16 protein-coding genes are annotated in these 16,409 nt (G+C 66.8%); 2 read left to right on the top strand and 14 right to left on the bottom strand.

Annotated features, from left to right (window positions below):
* Positions 1–421, top strand: a 421-nt coding sequence (locus IT540_RS05190) for a citrate/2-methylcitrate synthase (RefSeq protein WP_291174174.1), incomplete at its 5' end; no start/stop codon positions are given.
* Between the two features lie 107 nt (positions 422–528).
* On the opposite strand, the gene lpxB is transcribed toward IT540_RS05190, so the two are convergent.
* From lpxB to IT540_RS05230, 8 genes are all read right to left on the bottom strand, one after another.
* A complete protein-coding gene (gene lpxB / locus IT540_RS05195; RefSeq protein ID WP_291174176.1) occupies positions 529–1,737 on the bottom strand; it encodes a lipid-A-disaccharide synthase in 1,209 nt (402 codons plus the stop codon).
* Positions 1,734–3,041 carry a UDP-2,3-diacylglucosamine diphosphatase LpxI gene (gene lpxI, locus IT540_RS05200; protein WP_291174178.1) on the bottom strand — a complete coding sequence of 436 codons (1,308 nt, stop codon included), beginning with the start codon at positions 3,039–3,041 and terminating at the stop codon, positions 1,734–1,736. The genes lpxB and lpxI overlap by 4 nt, the downstream gene beginning before the upstream one ends.
* A 143-nt stretch (positions 3,042–3,184) precedes the next feature.
* Positions 3,185–4,492, bottom strand: coding sequence for a type III glutamate--ammonia ligase (gene glnT, locus IT540_RS05205; RefSeq protein ID WP_291174180.1), 1,308 nt, complete (start codon positions 4,490–4,492; stop codon positions 3,185–3,187).
* A 119-nt stretch (positions 4,493–4,611) separates the two neighbouring features.
* A complete protein-coding gene (locus tag IT540_RS05210) occupies positions 4,612–5,940 on the bottom strand; it encodes an FMN-binding glutamate synthase family protein (RefSeq protein WP_291174182.1) in 1,329 nt (442 codons plus the stop codon).
* Positions 5,940–6,626, bottom strand: a complete 687-nt coding sequence (locus IT540_RS05215) for a GXGXG domain-containing protein (RefSeq protein WP_291174184.1) — start codon at positions 6,624–6,626, stop codon at positions 5,940–5,942. Before IT540_RS05215 ends, IT540_RS05210 begins: the two co-directional genes overlap by 1 nt.
* A gap of 4 nt (positions 6,627–6,630) precedes the next feature.
* Positions 6,631–7,527: a glutamine amidotransferase family protein gene (locus tag IT540_RS05220; RefSeq protein ID WP_291174186.1), complete on the bottom strand. Its 897-nt coding sequence runs from the start codon at positions 7,525–7,527 to the stop codon at positions 6,631–6,633.
* A 267-nt stretch (positions 7,528–7,794) separates the two neighbouring features.
* Positions 7,795–8,013, bottom strand: a complete 219-nt coding sequence (locus IT540_RS05225) for a hypothetical protein (protein WP_291174188.1) — start codon at positions 8,011–8,013, stop codon at positions 7,795–7,797.
* Positions 8,014–8,091: 78 nt separating this feature from the next.
* Entirely contained in the window at positions 8,092–9,501 is a 1,410-nt protein-coding gene (locus IT540_RS05230; protein WP_291174190.1) for an ammonium transporter, read from the bottom strand.
* A 610-nt stretch (positions 9,502–10,111) separates the two neighbouring features.
* Here IT540_RS05230 and IT540_RS05235 point away from each other — a divergent pair.
* Positions 10,112–10,867 carry an XRE family transcriptional regulator gene (locus IT540_RS05235; RefSeq protein WP_291174192.1) on the top strand — a complete coding sequence of 252 codons (756 nt, stop codon included), beginning with the start codon at positions 10,112–10,114 and terminating at the stop codon, positions 10,865–10,867.
* An 18-nt stretch (positions 10,868–10,885) separates the two neighbouring features.
* On the opposite strand, the gene IT540_RS05240 is transcribed toward IT540_RS05235, so the two are convergent.
* The 6 genes from IT540_RS05240 to IT540_RS05265 form a co-directional block, all read right to left on the bottom strand.
* On the bottom strand, positions 10,886–11,377 hold the full coding sequence (locus IT540_RS05240; RefSeq protein ID WP_291174194.1) for an N-acetyltransferase: 492 nt from the start codon (positions 11,375–11,377) through the stop codon (positions 10,886–10,888).
* 5 nt (positions 11,378–11,382) lie between these two features.
* Positions 11,383–12,030: a guanylate kinase gene (gene gmk / locus IT540_RS05245; RefSeq protein ID WP_291174196.1), complete on the bottom strand. Its 648-nt coding sequence runs from the start codon at positions 12,028–12,030 to the stop codon at positions 11,383–11,385.
* Between the two features lie 174 nt (positions 12,031–12,204).
* Complete coding sequence (locus IT540_RS05250; RefSeq protein WP_291174198.1) at positions 12,205–13,092, bottom strand: YicC/YloC family endoribonuclease; 888 nt, start codon at positions 13,090–13,092, stop codon at positions 12,205–12,207.
* 111 nt (positions 13,093–13,203) lie between these two features.
* Positions 13,204–14,562, bottom strand: coding sequence for an endolytic transglycosylase MltG (gene mltG, locus IT540_RS05255; RefSeq protein WP_291174199.1), 1,359 nt, complete (start codon positions 14,560–14,562; stop codon positions 13,204–13,206).
* Positions 14,563–14,701: 139 nt separating this feature from the next.
* A complete protein-coding gene (gene fabF / locus IT540_RS05260; RefSeq protein WP_291174201.1) occupies positions 14,702–15,964 on the bottom strand; it encodes a beta-ketoacyl-ACP synthase II in 1,263 nt (420 codons plus the stop codon).
* 307 nt (positions 15,965–16,271) lie between these two features.
* On the bottom strand, positions 16,272–16,409 hold a 138-nt coding region (locus IT540_RS05265; protein ID WP_291174203.1), incomplete at its 5' end, for an acyl carrier protein.

The raw sequence follows: 16,409 nt of genomic DNA on the forward strand, positions 1-16,409 counted from the left end.
CAAGAAGGCCAAGGACAAGACGAGCGGGTTCCGACTGATGGGCTTCGGCCACCGCGTGTACAAGAACTACGATCCGCGCGCCAAGGTGATGCAGAAGACCGCGCACCAGGTGCTCGACGAGCTCGACAAGCGCAACGAGCCGCTGCTCGCCGTGGCCATGGAGCTCGAGCGCATCGCGCTGCAGGACGACTACTTCGTCGAGAAGAAGCTCTATCCCAACATCGACTTCTATTCGGGCATCACGCTGCGCGCGATGGGCTTCCCGGTCTCCATGTTCACGGTGCTGTTTGCCGTGGCTCGCACCGTGGGCTGGATCGCCCAGTGGAAGGAGATGATCGAGGATCCCGAGCAGCGCATCGGCCGCCCGCGCCAGCTCTACATCGGGCCCGCGCGCCGTTCGTTCCCGAAGCCGGGGGGGTGAAGGAGCTCCACGTTCGCCACGTGTCCGCCCCTACCCGGAAGCAATCTGGCGATTGCTTCCGACCTTTTCCCAACGGGGAGAGGTTGCGCCACGCCACCGACGCGACGTCAACCCCCTCGCACCCTGCGCCTCAAGGCATAGTCGAGCACGATGTCGGCGGCGGCCTCGCTGGGGCTCCCGCCTTCGAAATGCATGAGATCCGGAACGCGCGCGAGCGCCGCGCATTGCGCACGGCGCTCAGGCGTGTCCGTCAGAAGCGGCTGCAGCGCATTGGCCAGGCTCTCCGGCGTGCTCTTCTCCTGGTGGAACTCCGGAAAGGCGTTTTCGCCGAGCACGAGGTTCGCGAGCACCGTCGTCGGCGCCTTGATCATGCGGCGCAGGAACGGGGCCGCCAGCGGATCGACGCGGTAGGCGACCACCATCGGCGTGCCGGCCATCGCCAGCTCGAGCGTCACCGTCCCCGACGCGGCAAGCGCCGCCCGCGCGAGCTTGAAGGCGCGGAACTTATCCTCCTCACCCTCGACGATATGGGCTGGCAACGGCCATGTACGCCGGCCGCGCTCGATCAAGGCACGCACATGCGACACGCACGGCACGACGACCTCAGGCTCCATCCTGCGCTCCACGAGGACGCGCAGCGTGTCGCCGAAGGGCTCCATCAGGCGGCCGACTTCCGACGACCGGCTGCCCGGCAGCACGACGACGACAGGGCGCGCGGGATCGAGGCCGAGCCGCGTGCGCAGCGGCTCGGGGTCGAGTGCGTTCAGCCAGCCCAGGCGCTCGGCCAGCGCGTGGCCGACGTAGCTGCACGGAGGCCCGCCGAGGCGGACGTGCGCCTCGGGCTCGAACGGCAGGATGCCGAGGATATGATCGACGTAGGGGTGCATCTTGCGCGCGCGGCCCGGCCTCCAGGCCCACACGCTGGGACTCACATAGTCGATGATCGGGATGTCGGGACGGCGCTTCCGGATGCGCTTGGCAATCGGGTGCGTGAACTCGGGGCTGTCGATGATGACCACCGCGTGCGGGTCGAAGGCGATGGCCCTGTCGACCGTTGCATAGACGCGGCGCACGATGCGCGGCAAATGGCGAAGGATCGACAGGGGCCCCATGACCGCGATCTCGGACATGGGGAAGTCCGAGACGAACCCGTCCTGAGCCTCCATGCCGGCGCCGCCGACGCCGGCGAGGCGGAGTCGGCTCCCGAGGCGGCGGCGCAGGGCGGCAATCAGCTTGGCGCCAAGCGCGTCGCCCGAGTGCTCGCCGGCGACGAGGAACAGGCGTACCTCGTCGGTGTCGGTGGGCTCAGCGCTCATGGACCGCCTCTTCCGTTGCCGACACGCAGCAGGACGAAGAGACCTGCCTTGTCGGCAGCCGCGATGCTGTCCTTCATGCTGCCTTCGGGCTCCGTGGGCGCATCGGCGATGGCGATGCCAGCATAACCCGCAGATGCGACATGCGTTATGACAGCGGGCGTCAGATCGTCCGGCGTCCTCAGCGCCGCGACGCCGCGACGGCGGTGCGTCAGGCTCGCCCACTGGCGCAGACCGGCGGCGCGCGCAAGGGTTGCATCGACGCCCTCGTCGCCGGACTCCACCGCCAGCACGTGGTTGCGCACGACGACGGCCGCGCGTCCGATGGCGAACGGCGTCAGCGCGTCGAGCGCGGTCACGGCCTTGATGGCGTCGCGGGTGGCATGCGTCTCCGGCGCGACGCGGCCGAGCGTGCGGAACGGCATGGTGACGGTGCGCGGATCGAAGCGGCGCGGCGCGCCGTGCGTCTCGCTATCCTCGACGCCCTCGACGAAGATCTGTGCCTGATCGGCGCGGGCGAGCGTCTGCGCGCGATCTGCGACCAACACCTTTCCCGCCTCGACGGCGATGCCGGCGAGCCCCGCCGTGCGCGCGCCGTCGACGGTAGCGGGACCGATGGCCGGCATGTCGACGCGCAGATCCTGGCTCGGCTTCGAGCGCTTGACCAGAACGCCGCGTGCGGTGCTGCTCTCCTTGGCGCGTGCGGCAGCGGCGCGCGCAATCATGCGGTCGGTTCCTTCCGCGCCTTCCACGGCGACGATGCGACCGTCGGCGACGATGACGCTCTGGCCGATGTCGTAGGGACCGAGCGCGCGGATCAGCGCGAGCCCCTTGGCGATGTCGCTGTGCTCGGCGGTGCCGGAGCGCGCGGCGCCCATCGGCCCCTTGCCGATGACCAGCTCGGGTGCCGCCTCGCCGGGTCCGATGACCTTCAACCCCTGCTGCTCGAAGAAGCGCACCACGCGGCGCAGCACGCTGTCGTCGCCGCCCGCGGCCACGATGCGTATGATCTTGGGCAGGTAGCGGAAGAGCCCCAGGTCGGGCTTCAGCCCCTTGAGCTCGGGGCGATGCACGCGGCCGACGATGACGAGGTCGGTGGCGCGGGCCGCCTTCAGCGCGCGGATCATGGCGCCGATCTGGCCCCAGTTGACGACGGTCACGGCGTGCGGGCCGAAATCGGCGTCCGCCTCGCCGTCGAGGGCGACGACGGAGACCGGCAGCCCGCGCGACGCGGCGCTGTCGGCGATCTCACGCGGCAGGCCGCCGCCTCCGGCCAGTATTGCGAGACGCCGTGCGCCGCCGTTCATGATGTCCCTGTTGCCTGCCGCATCGCTCCGGCATGGCTATAGACAGGCAGCGGGCGGCAGGCAACGGGCAGCAAAGGACGGAAACGAGCCGGCAGCGGAACATGTGCCCTGCTGCCGGCGTTCTGGTGCCCGCTGCCGATCTCTCAGATGTCCAGCGTGTGCTCGCGCTCCCACTGCGTGAAGTGGGTGGCGTAGCTGTTCCACTCGTTGGTCTTGAGCTTGACGTAGGCCTGCGCGAACTCCTCGCCCAGGGTTTGCTTCAATGTCGCGTCCTTGTCGAAGCTGCGGATGGCGTCGAGCAGGTTCAGCGGCAGCTTGGGGGCATCCTTCACGGTGTGCCCGTCCTGGTACATGTCGATGTCGAGGCGCTTGCCGGGGTGCGCGTTGCGCTCGATGCCGTCGACGCCCGCGGCGATGATGACGGCCTGCAGCAGGTAGGGGTTGGCCGAGCCGTCGGGGAGGCGCAGCTCGAAGCGGCCTTTGCCCGGCACGCGCACCATGTGGGTGCGGTTGTTGCCGGTCCAGGTGACGCTGTTCGGGGACCAGGTGGCGCCGGAGAGCGTGCGCGGCGCGTTGATGCGCTTGTAGGAGTTGACCGTCGGGTTGGTGATGGCAGCCAATGCCTCGGCGTGCTGCATGATGCCGCCGAGGAAATTGTAGCCCTCCTTGGAGAGGCCCATCTCGTCGGTCTCGTCGTAGAACTTGTTCGTCTTGCCGGCCGCATCCCAGACGGAGATGTGCGCATGGCAGCCGTTGCCGGTGAGGTTCGAGAAGGGCTTCGGCATGAAGGTCGCGCGCAGGCCATGCTTCTCGGCGACCGACTTCACCATGAACTTGAAGAACGAGTGGCGGTCGGCGGTGATGAGCGCGTCGTCGAAGGCCCAGTTCATCTCGAACTGGCCGTTGGCATCCTCGTGATCGTTCTGGTAGGGACCCCAACCGAGCTCCAGCATGTAGTCGCAGATCTCGGCGATGACGTCGTAGCGGCGCATCAGCGCCTGCTGGTCGTAGCAGGGCTTCGATGCCTGATCCTGGGCATCCGAGATGGCCGTGCCGTCGGCGTTGATGAGGAAGAACTCGCACTCGACGCCGGTCTTGATGCGCAAGCCCCGCTCGGCCGCCTTGGCGATGACTTTCTTCAGGACAACGCGCGGCGACTGCTCGACGTGCTTGTCCTCCATCACGCAATCGGCGGGCACCCAGGCCACCTCGGGCTTCCAGGGGAGCTGGATCAGGCCCGAGGGATCGGCCATGCCGAGCATGTCGGGATGCGCCGGGGTCATGTCGAGCCAGGTCGCAAAGCCCGCGAAGCCCGCACCGTCTTTCTGGATCTCGCCGATGGCCGCCGCCGGCACCAGCTTGGCCCGCTGAAAGCCGAAGAGGTCCGTAAATGAAATCATGAAGTAGCGGATGCCGCGCTCTTTCGCGACTTGAGCCAGGTCGTTGGACATACCTATTCTTTCCCCACGCTCGGGTTGACGTTTCCCCTAGAAATTCTTCTCTCTTTATTTTTTCTGAGATCGAAGAATTGAGTTTCCCCGGGCCGAGAGCGGCCCGGGAGGAAGACGGTCTAAAGTTTGTCCTGCCCGGGTATCCAGCTCGTTCCTGCCAGCGGCACGCGCGCCATGGCGGCGGCCTCGATAGTGAGCGCGCAGAGATCCTCCGGCTCGAGGTTGTGGATGTGGTTGTGCCCTGCCGCGCGCGCGATGGTCTGCAGCTCGAGAGTCATGACCTTGAGATAGTTGGCGAGGCGGCGGCCGGCACGCACCGGATCGAGGCGCTCGGACAAATCCGGGTCCTGCGTGGTGATGCCGGCCGGATCGCGTCCCTCGTGCCAGTCGTCGTAGGCGCCGGCCGTGGTGTTGAGCTTCTGGTACTCGCCTTCTAATGCGGGATCGTTGTCGCCGAGAGCGATGAGCGCCGCGGTGCCGATTGAGACCGCGTCGGCGCCGAGCGCCAGCGCCTTGGCGCAGTCGGCGCCGTTCCTGATGCCGCCCGAGACGATGAGCTGCACCTTCCGGTGCATGCCGAGGTCCTGCAATGCCTGCACGGCGGGACGGATGCAGGCCAGCGTCGGCTGGCCGATGTGCTCGATAAACACCTCCTGCGTCGCCGCCGTGCCGCCCTGCATGCCGTCGACAACGACGACGTCGGCGCCGGCCTTCACGGCGAGGGCGACGTCATAGTAGGGACGTGCGCCGCCGACCTTGATGTAGATCGGCTTCTCCCAGTCGGTGATCTCGCGCAGCTCGAGGATCTTGATCTCGAGGTCGTCGGGGCCGGTCCAGTCGGGATGGCGGCAGGCCGAGCGCTGGTCGATGCCCTTGGGCAGCGTGCGCATCTCGGCGACGCGGTCGGAGATCTTCTGGCCGAGCAGCATGCCGCCGCCGCCGGGCTTGGCCCCCTGACCGACCACGACCTCGATGGCGTCGGCCTTTCTGAGATCGTCGGGGTTCATGCCGTAGCGCGACGGCAGGTACTGGTAGACCAGCGTCTTCGACTGGCCGCGCTCCTCGGGCGTCATGCCGCCGTCGCCGGTGGTGGTCGAGGTGCCGGCCAGCGTCGCGCCGCGCCCCAGCGCCTCCTTGGCGTTGGCGGAGAGCGAGCCGAAGCTCATGCCGGCGATAGTGATCGGGATCTTGAGCTCGATCGGCTTCTTGGCGTAGCGCGTGCCGAGCGTGACGGCCGTCGAGCAGCGCTCGCGGTAGCCCTCGAGCGGATAGCGCGACATGGAGGCGCCGAGGAAGAGCAAGTCGTCGAAGTGCGGGACCTTGCGCTTGGCGCCGCCGCCGCGGATGTCGTAGATGCCGGTCTGCGCAGCGCGGCGGATCTCGGACAGGGTGTAGTCATCGAAGGTCGAGGACTTGCGGGGCGTTGTCGGCGGATTCTGGTAGCTCATCAGTAGGCGTCCGCGTTGTCGATGTTGAAGTTATAGAGCTTGCGCGCGGAGCCGTAGCGCTTGAACTCCGATGTCTTGACGCCGTTGACGCCGGCCTTTTTCAGAAGCGCCGACAGGGCGTCGTGATGCTCGGTGCGCATCTCCTTCTCGATGCAGTCGGCGCCGAGGCTCTTCACCGAGCCGCGCACGAAGAGGCGGGCCTCGTAGATCGAGTCGCCGAGCGCGTCGCCCGCATCGCCGAGCACGACGAGGTTGCCGGTCTGCGCCATGAAGGCCGACATGTGGCCGATGTTGCCCTTGACCACGATGTCGATGCCCTTCATCGAGATGCCGCAGCGCGAGGACGCGTTGCCCTCGATCAGCAGCAGCCCCCCGCGACCGGTGGCGCCGGCGTATTGGCTGGCGTCGCCCTTCACGATGACCTTGCCCGACATCATGTTCTCGGCCGTGCCGGGGCCGGCCGAGCCGTGCACGACGACCGTCGCCTGCTTATTCATGCCGGCGCAGTAGTAACCGACGGGACCGCGGATGGTGACCGTCACGGGGGCGTCGATGCCGACCGCGACGGCGTGCTGGCCGCGCGGATTGAGCACCTCCCATTCGGTCTCGTTGGTGCCATCCTTGAGCTGGTGCAGGCTCTCGTTCAGTTCGCGGAGCGGTGTCTTCTCAAGATCGATCGATCTCATGCCATCAACGCTCCCAGAAGTAGACGGTGGCGGGCTCGGGCTCCCAGACCTTGGCCTTCTCGATGCCGGGGAGGCCGGCAAGGGCGCGATACTCGGAACCGAAGGCGACGTACTGGTCGGTCTCGGCGAGCACGGCCGGCTTGCAGGCGATGGGATCGCGCACGACGCCGAAGCCGTTCTTGGTGCCAACGACGAAGGTGAAGAAACCGTCCAGGTCCTCGAGGCCCTTCTCGAGCGCCTGGCCCAGGTTGAGCCCCTGGTTCATGCGCCACGTGAGATAGGCGGCGGCGACCTCGCTATCGTTCTCGGTCTCGAAGGTCATGCCGTCGTGCTTCAGCTCGCGGCGCAGGTTGTTGTGGTTCGACAGCGAGCCATTGTGCACGAGGCACTGGTCGGTGCCGGTCGAGAATGGATGCGCGCCGAGCGTGGTGACCGCGCTCTCGGTCGCCATGCGCGTGTGGCCGATGGCGTGCGTGCCCTTCATCTTGGCGAGGTCGAACTGCTTGGCGACGTCAGTCGGCCGGCCGACCTCCTTGTAGATCTCGATGGCCTCGCCCGAGCCCATGATGCGCACGCCGGGGAAGCCCGTGCGGATCGCCTGGCGCGCGGCCTCGGCCTTGTCGGCCGGGCATGTCAGGACTGCGTGCGTGGACTTGACGTCGAGCTTCGCCTTGCCGTCGATCTCGTGCTCGACGGCCTTGGCAAGGCTCGCGAAATCCTTTTCGGGGTTGGGGGACTGCAGCGTGATCTTGGCCTTGCCGGACTTGGGCGCGCCGTAGACGGCGAAACCCGCCGAATCCGGACCGCGCTCACACATTGTCGCCAGCATGCCGGCCGTCAGCTCGCCCAGCCGCGGCTCCAGGGCCTTGTCCTTGATGAACAGTCCCACAATTCCACACATGGTCTTGCGTCCTTATTCCCTCACCCGTTGTGGACAAGACCTTAGCAGCAGCCCTGCCATAGTTCAACTGTCACGAATAAAGTTTTCCTGAGAGGATAGCGCGGGGCGGATGCGGAATGACCTCGCGAAGGGCCATCGCCGCGCTGATCCGTCGTGCGGACCGCTCGGCCGCGGCCAGCCAGCGTGCTCGGTTTGGAATGCAAGATCCGTGACGAAAAAGGCGCGGCAGCTAAGCCGCGCCTTCCGTCTCCGCGACGACCGCGGCCGTCAGTATTCGTCGATGGCCTGCTCGATGAGCTGCTTCTTGTTGGCGTGCTGCTCGTCGTAGCGGAGGTCCGCCCCTTCCTGGCGCATCTGCACGATGTGCCACAGAATCCAGAACGCGACGCCGGCGATCACCAGGATCACCTCCGTGCCCTGAAACGGGTAGATCGCACCGACATCCTTGAGATCGACTGCCCAGCTCGTGATTCCGTTGGTCGACATGTCCTTGTCTCCTCGTGAGGCTTGATCTGCTGCTCGGCAGGCGGGGACCTATGACGCCCCCGCCTGCGGGGTCTCTCGTCAGCGTCCGTTGCCGTTATACGCAGCCTTCTCGGCGGCCTGCACCTCCAGCATCGCCGCCCGGCGAGCTTCCTCGGTCGAGAAGTCGAGGCCCATCAGCTCGACGTCGCGCGGCACACGCAGAAGCCCGAACATGTTCAGGATCACGGCGACGATGAGACCCGGGAAGAAGCCCAGCACGAAGAACATGATCAACGCGCCGATGAAATTGCCGAGCGGGTTGATGGCGGCAAAGCCCTCATACGGCGAGGACGGCTGTCCCCACAGCATGAAACCAGCAAGAACGACACCGACAAAGCCGGCGTAGCCGTGCACGGCCACAGCGCCCACTGCGTCGTCGAGCTTGAAGCGGCGCTCGGCGAAGTAGTGCATCTTATACGCCACCAATGCGCCGATCACGCCGAGGAACATGGCCTGGATGGGATGATAGAGGTCGTTGCCGGCGGATGCGCAGATGATGCCGGCGAGGCCGCCCGAGTAGGTCCAGAACGGATCACCTTTGGAGATGATGTAAGCCGTCATAAGCCCGCCCGAGAGCGACATCAGGAAGTTGAAGGTGATCGCGCTCAGGGTTGTCGGCGTGAGGTAGATGTTGGTTGCGGTCCACGTCTCGCCGGTGATCTGGCCGGCAATGGCGGCTGGGTTGATCAGCGGTACGTTGCAGGCCGCGTAGAAGCCCCAGAAGCCGGTATAGATCAGGAACAGGCCGATGGTGACCAGCCAGGGGTTGCGCGGCGGGATGTCCCGCGCCGTGCCGTCGGCCCGGAACTTGCCGATGCGCGGGCCGAGCACGATCAGAACGCCCAGCGCAAAGCCGCCGGCAATGGCGTGGATCACGCCCGACGCATAGGCGTCGTGGTAGCCGAGCAGCTTGACCATCCAACCCTGGGAGCTCCAGCCCCAGGCGGCGTCGATGATCCAGGTGAAGGAGCCGATCACGACGGCAAGGATCCAGAATGCACCCGAGCGGATGCGCTCGATGAGGGCGCCCGAGACGATCGAGGCTGCCGTCCACGAGAAGAGCAGGAACGCCGCCCAGAACACGCCGTTCAAACGATGCCAGAGCGCTGCCTGGTCGGCGTCGACACCGAGGTTCGGGCTCGGGCCCGACAGGTGCGTGCCCATGAGCGCGTTCCACGGCTCAGCCTGAGGGGCCGAGATGAGGTCGCCGGTGATCCAAGGGCCATTCTGGAAGGCGAAGTAGATCCACCAGCCGAAGAAGAAGAAGGTGATGGTGACCAGCGGGATCAGCATCGTGCTCTTCATCAGCGTGTGAAGGTGGTTGCGCTGCCGGCTGACGCCCACCTCGTACATGCAGAACCCGATGTGGATCAGAAACATGAAGACCACTGTGACCCAGTAGTAGAACTCCGTGAAAACGACGTTTAGAGCGTCGATGTTGGTTCCCATGGGTGTTCCCCCGTACGATTTTCTGAGTTGACTGTGCTGAAAGAATATTTGACCAGCGGAAAACTGCGGCAACATGACGCCGAGAGTCAAGGGGCGCCGTGCAGATGGGCAGCAGATTGATTATCGATTGAGCAATGAGGCGATCGGGGCCGCCGGGATCCGTGGCTGATTTTATCGGTGTGAATAAATATTTCTAGATAGGAATGCTTCACCTGGCTTTTGCCTTATATTTCAGCATCCCACAGCGCATTCTCAGGGCAGTGTTTGGGGACGCCGGCCGGTTGCCTGCATAGGCCGGCACTTACGCCTTAGGCAGGGCCAGCCGCACCATGGCCTTTCGGTATGTTTCCTGAGGATACTTGGTTGGCGCGCCGGCTACGTGACCCGCGAAAGGGCGTGCGGGGCTCGGAAGCGCACTGTTTTCCGGCGGTCTTTGTCCCGCGTCATTGCCAAAACCTGTTCGGTCATGGTTCGATGCAACGGCAAGGCTCGGACGGCGCCTGTTTTCCTGGACGGTCTTGCACCTCTCGATTTCTCTCTTGGCGCCGTCATCCGCGCTCAGGCGCGGGATTTTTGAGGCGGATCTCACGATTTTCAGAGCAAGGGGCGCATGAACCCAAAATCCGGAAGCCCTGTGAAGAGCGCGGTCAAGGCCGAGGCAGCGTCGACCGATGACACCATCGAGCAGGAGCGCCGTAAGCTCTTGACGTCTGAGGAGTTTTCCGACGTCCTCCAGACCGTTTCGGCCAAGGAGCAGGATCCGCACGCGCTGCAGGGCGCGCGCGACAGCATGCTGGAAGTGGCCATCGGCCGCGAGGTCCGTGCCTTCCGCAACAAGCTCGGCATCACGGCTTCCGACCTCGCCAAGGCGGCTGGGCTCTCGCTCGGCATGCTGTCCAAGATCGAGACCGGCGTCACCAGCGCATCGCTGACAACGCTGCAGCGGCTTTCGAAGGCGCTGGGCGTGCCGGTCACGGCGTTGTTCCGGCGCTTCGAGGAACGGCGTGACGCCGTGTTCGTCTCGGCCGGACAGGGGCTCCTGATCGAGCGGCGCGGCACGCGCGCGGGGCACCAGTACCAGCTTCTCGGGCATACCGGCGGCGTCGCAGGCGGCGTGGTGGTGGAGCCCTATCTCATTACGCTGACCGAGGAATCGGACGTGTTCCCGTTATTCCAGCACTCAGGGCTCGAGCTCATCTACGTCCTCGAAGGGCAGGTGGTCTATCGGCACGCGGACAAGCTTTATCCGATGAAGCCCGGTGACAGCCTGTTCTTCGATGCGGACGCGCCGCACGGGCCGGAGGAGCTGGTCAAGCTGCCGATCCGCTTCCTGTCGGTCATCAGCTACGCGCGCGAGCTGCCGTAGGCTGGTTCCTTACGATCCCTATTCGAGATCGCCGAACGCCGGGGCGTAGTCCACGCTGCCGGTGCGGACGGGAAGCTCGCTCCCGCAAAGCGAGAGCGCCATGAAATACGGGCCCGCATAGTGCGATGCAAAACCGCCTGCCGCCGCGGCGCTGAATCCGAACCGGCCGTAATAGCCAGGATCGCCGACGACGAGGACCGCCTCCCATCCCTCTGCTCTCGCCTGCTCCAGACCGCTCCTGACCAACCTGGTACCGATGCCTTGCCACTGCCGGCCAGGCGCAACGACGACCGGGCCCAGACCGAATGCTTTGAAGGGCGCGCGCATGGGAGAGACCATGATGTGGCCAACGACGGCCTTCTCCTCGACCGCCACGAGGGAGATGGCGACATCGCCGTCGCGGCGCAGGCGATTCACGAGATCGGCTTCGCCGGCGGTTGGAAGTGCGAGGAGATGCAAGGCGCGGATCGCGCCGACGCGGTCCGGCGTCTCGTGCTCGATGCGTATCACGCCCGTTACGTCAGCGTGGCCTGGAGGCCGCGCACGAAGGCGGACAGACCCGTCATGCGGTCGCGGCGCAGGCGTTCGGCGGCGAGAATGGCGCGCAGCGCGGCGCTGCTCTCGTCCAGATCCGCATTGACGATCACGTAGTCGTACTCGGCCCAGTGGCTGATCTCGGACGAGGCCTCGGCCATGCGCTTGGCCACCACCTCGTCGGAATCCTGGGCGCGCTGGCGCAGGCGGGCCTCCAGCGCCTCGCCGGACGGTGGCAGCACGAACACACGCACGAGGTCGCCCGCCATGCGCTCGGAGAGCTGCTGGGTGCCTTGCCAATCGATGTCAAACAAGACGTCGCGCCCCTCGGCAATCGCCTGCTCGATCGGCGCGCGCGGCGTGCCATAGGAGTTGCCGAACACGGTCGCCCATTCGAGAAGCTCGTCCGCCGCGGCCATGGCCTTGAAGCGCTTCTCGTCGACGAACCAGTAGTCGCGCCCGTCTACCTCGCCGGGGCGCGGCTTGCGGGTGGTGACGGAGACGGAAAGCGCGATGTGCGGGTCGGTATCCAGGAGCGCGCGGGAGAGCGAAGTCTTGCCGGCGCCCGACGGCGACGACAGCACCAACAGCAGGCCGCGCCGCTCGATCTTCGGATTTCCGCTCGTCATGCTCGCCTCCCCGTCGTGTCCGCCGGGTTAGATCATGTTTTCCGAAAATGGAAAACCAGGGTGCCGAAAACGGATAGCCTAGAAGCGTTTATGTCTGATTGAATTGGGTTGCCTTCCCACGTCGTAGCCGCTCGCGCCTAGCGCGGCGGCCATGACGCTGAATGGCGTGCTCGGCTACTCGATGTTCTGGACCTGCTCGCGGAGCTGGTCGATCACCACCTTGAGCGCGAGGCCCGCGCGCGCGATCTCCTGGTCGGCGGCCTTCGAGGTCAGCGTGTTCGCCTCGCGGTTGAACTCCTGCGCCAGGAAATCCAGCTTCCGGCCGACGGCGCCGTCCTCGCGCAGAAGCGCGCGGGCCGCCTCCACATGGGCGTGGAGCCTCTTCAGCTCCTCCTCGACGTCGGCGCGCGTCGCGAGTAGCACGGCCTCCTGGTGCAGGCGTGCCGGATCGAGGCCCTGGCCCGTCTCGACGAGGCGGGCGACCTGCTCGGCGAGGCGGTTCTGCACGGCCTCGACGGAGCGGGACGGCGCGCGCTCAATGATCCCCGCAAGGCGCGCGATCTCGTCGATCTGGCGGCCGAGGACGTCCTTCAGGCGCTCGCCCTCCTCACGACGCGCCGCGACCAAGCCTGCGAGCGCGGATTCGAGATCGGCGAGCACGGCTGCCTGCTCGGCCGCCTCCATGTCCTCGTTGTCGGCGTCGTCGACGATGTCGAGCACGCCCTTGAGGCCGAGCAGCGCCTCGACGCGCGGCGTCTCGGCACCGATCTCCTGGCTCAGGCGGGTGGCGATGGCGAGCACGCGATCGAGGGCGGCCTGATTGAGGCGCACCTCGCCCGAGCGCGCACGGCGCGTGACGCTGAGGCTCGCGTTGACGCTGCCGCGCGCGATGGACTTGGCGATGCGATCGCGGACCTTCGGCTCCAGCGCCTCGAAGCCGGGCGGCAGGCGCAGGCGCAGATCGAGCCCGCGGTTGTTGACGCTGCGCAGCTCCCAATGCCACGCGGTACCGTCGAGGGCGCCGTTGCTGCGGGCGAACCCGGTCATGCTCTGCAGGGCCATTGCTGTCGGTATCCGGGGGCTTGCTCTGTGGTGTGGTCGCGGGAACGCTCGAGATCTCCGCGCGACAGACGTACTTGGCCCCTTGGCGGGCCGCAAGCCCCGGTTGCGGGTTTAGCGCTTCGGCTTCCTTACCGGCAGGGGGATGCTCGAAGCCGTGGCCGCAGACGGGGGGCTCGTGCCCTGCGCCGCGACCGGCACCGCCTTTGCCTCCGGGGCTGGTGTGCCCGCATCCTCGGCCGGCGGATTGGGAAGCTCGGTCACCGGATTCGCCGCGGGCGTGGCCGCCTCCGCCGGGCCATCCTTGTCGGCGGCCGCTGCGGCCTGGCGGGCGCGCATCTCCTTCTCCAGCTTGCGCCAGTTGGCGACGGCGGTGTTGTGGTCCTTGAGGGTCGCCGAGAAGATGTGGCCGCCGGTGCCGTCGGCGACGAAGAAGAGGTCGCCGTGATCCGACGGATTGAGCGCCGCCTCCAGCGCGGGACGGCCGGGGTTGCAGATCGGCGTCGGCGGCAAGCCCTTGATCTGATATGTGTTATGCGCGTTCTTGGTGTCCTTCTCAGACTGCATGATGGGCTTACCCCACTGCACGCCGCCGCCGTAGATGCCGTAGAGGATGGTCGGGTCGGACTGCAGCGGCATGCCCTTGGCGAGGCGGTTGACGAACACGCCGGCGATGCGCTCGCGCTCGTCAGAGCGGCCGGTCTCCTTCTCGATGATGGAGGCCATGACCACCGCCTCCTCCGGCGTGCTGAAGGGCAGATCCTTGCGGCGGCGCTCCCAGGTGCGGGCCAGCACCTGCTTCTGCTTCAGTTGCATGCGCTCCAGGAGCTCCTGGCGCGTCATGCCCTTCTCAATGCTGTAGGTCTCGGGCATCAGCGAGCCCTCGGAGGGAATCTGGGTGACCTCGCCGGTCAGGTTCTCCTCGCCCTTGAGCCGCTCGACGATCTGCTGGCTGGTGAGGCCTTCGGGGATCGTCACCTTGTACTGGACGGACTTGCCCTCGGAGAGGATCTCGATCACCTCTCGGATCGAGACGCCCGGCTTGAACAGGTACTCGCCGTGCTTCAGCGAGATCTGCTCGGGGTGCATGCGGCTCTGCACGAGGTAGTTCACCATGAAGGCCCAACGGCTCGAGACGACGCCTTCCTCCTCAAGCTCGTCGGCGATCTTGTTCGAGCTGGTGCCCTTGGGGATGACGACCGTCTGGCTGACGGTCAGCGGGCCGGTCTTGTTGTAAAGGTGGCCGATGAGCAGCGTCAGGCCACCCGCGGACAGCATGACGATGAGCAGGACCGTGAGGATGCCGCTCACGACGCGGGCGAAGCCGGACATGACGCGCGATTCGCGGCGCTGGCGGACCCCGTGCGGGCGGGGCGGCGCGCGCCCAGGCTCCAACGCCTCGGCCGGACTCCTCGGGCGAACCCCCTCGCGCCTCGACAGCGTGGGCGGCACGTTGCGCCGCATTTGACTCATCGACCAGCTCCCGTCTCGCGTCTCCGGCCGTCCGCGTCCCGTCTCGCGCACCGGATGTCCGAGGTCACGTGCCGACGTGACCTCGCGATTGTGGCAAAACCCCGGCCGGGCCGCTCCGGCGATGCGTAGACGCCGCCTCTCAGGCCACTTTGCGCATGACGAGCGAGGCGTTGGTGCCGCCGAAGCCGAACGAGTTGGAGAGCACGGTCGTGATCTCGCGCTGCCTCGGCTCAAGCGGCACGAGGTCGATGGCGGTCTCGACCGAGGGATTGACGAGGTTCAGCGTCGCCGGCGCCACCTGGTCGCGGATCGCGAGCACCGAGAAGACCGCCTCGACGGCGCCGGCGGCGCCCAGGAGGTGGCCGATCGAAGACTTGGTCGACGACATGGAGACCTTGGCCTGCGTGTTGCCGAACAGACGCTCGACGGCGCCGAGCTCGATCTCGTCGCCCATGGGCGTCGAGGTGCCGTGCGCGTTGATGTAGTCGATGTCGCTCGGCGCGAGGCCCGAGCTCTTGAGCGCGGCGCGCATGCAGCGGAAGGCGCCGTCGCCGGTCTCCGAGGGCGCCGTGATGTGATAGGCGTCGCCTGACATGCCGTAGCCGATCACCTCGGCGTAGATCTTGGCGCCACGGGCCTGGGCGTGCTCGAGGCTCTCGAGCACGACGACGCCGGCGCCCTCGCCCATCACGAAGCCATCGCGGTCCTTGTCGTAGGGGCGCGAGGCCTCGGTCGGGCGGTCGTTGAAGCCGGTCGACAGTGCGCGGCAGGCGACGAAGCCGGCCATGCCGATGCGGCAGATCGAGCTCTCGGTGCCGCCCGCGACCATCACCTCGGCATCGCCGAGCGCAACGATGCGCGCCGCGTCGCCGATGGCGTGGGTGCCCGTTGCGCAGGCCGTCACCACGGCGTGGTTCGGACCCTTGAGGTCGTGCTTGATCGAGACGTAGCCGCCGGCGAGGTTGATCAGGCGGCCGGGGATGAAGAACGGAGAGACGCGGCGCGCGCCCTTCTCCTTGAGCAGGATCGAGGTGTCGGCGATGCCCGAGAGGCCGCCGATGCCCGAGCCGATGAGAACGCCGGTCTCCTCCTGCTTCTCGGTGGTGTCGGCCTTCCAGCCGGCGTCGGCAAGCGCCTGGTCGGCGGCGGCCACCGCATAGATGATGAAGTCGTCGACCTTGCGCTGCTCCTTGGGCTCCATCCAGTCGTCGGGATTGAACTTGCCCTCCGAGGTGGGGCCGCGCGGCACGAAGTTCGCGATCTGGCAGGAGAGGTCGGACGCCTCGAACTCCTCGATGCGTCGCGCGCCGCTCTTGCCGGCCAGCAGGTTCCTCCAGGATTCCTCGACCCCGCATCCGACAGGGGTCACAAGACCAAGGCCAGTGATGACGACGCGGCGCAGGGATCTCATGTCGGTTCCATCGCTCGTGAAAGGTGCCCGTGAATGCTCCGCCGGTCCTTGCACTCCGTGCGTCGCGGGTTTCTCGGCGGCCTCAAAGAGCGGAGGTCGACAAGCCCCGCGCCCTCAAGCGTACGCCTGCTCGCGGCCTTCGCGCCGCGGCCGGGCCCTGCTCTCTCGGCGCCATCGCTCCTGCAATGATGGGCACCGCGGGGCCGGCACGCGCCGGAAAGTTCCGGTCCGAACGGCACCCGCCGACTGGTCCGGGCCTGGAGGCCCGGAGCGGCGGCCGTTCGAGCCGGGCCGGTCGTCACGCTGCCGTGGCGTTCTTCTCGAGGAACTTCACGGCGTCGCCGACGGTCAGAATGTGCTCGGCGGCATCGTCCGGGATCTCGCACCCGAACTCCTCCTCGAACGCCATCACCAGCTCGACCGTATCCAGGCTGTC

It is taken from the genome of Hyphomicrobium sp., from assembly GCF_020852195.1.
In the GTDB taxonomy this organism is placed as follows: Bacteria; Pseudomonadota; Alphaproteobacteria; order Rhizobiales; family Hyphomicrobiaceae; genus Hyphomicrobium_C.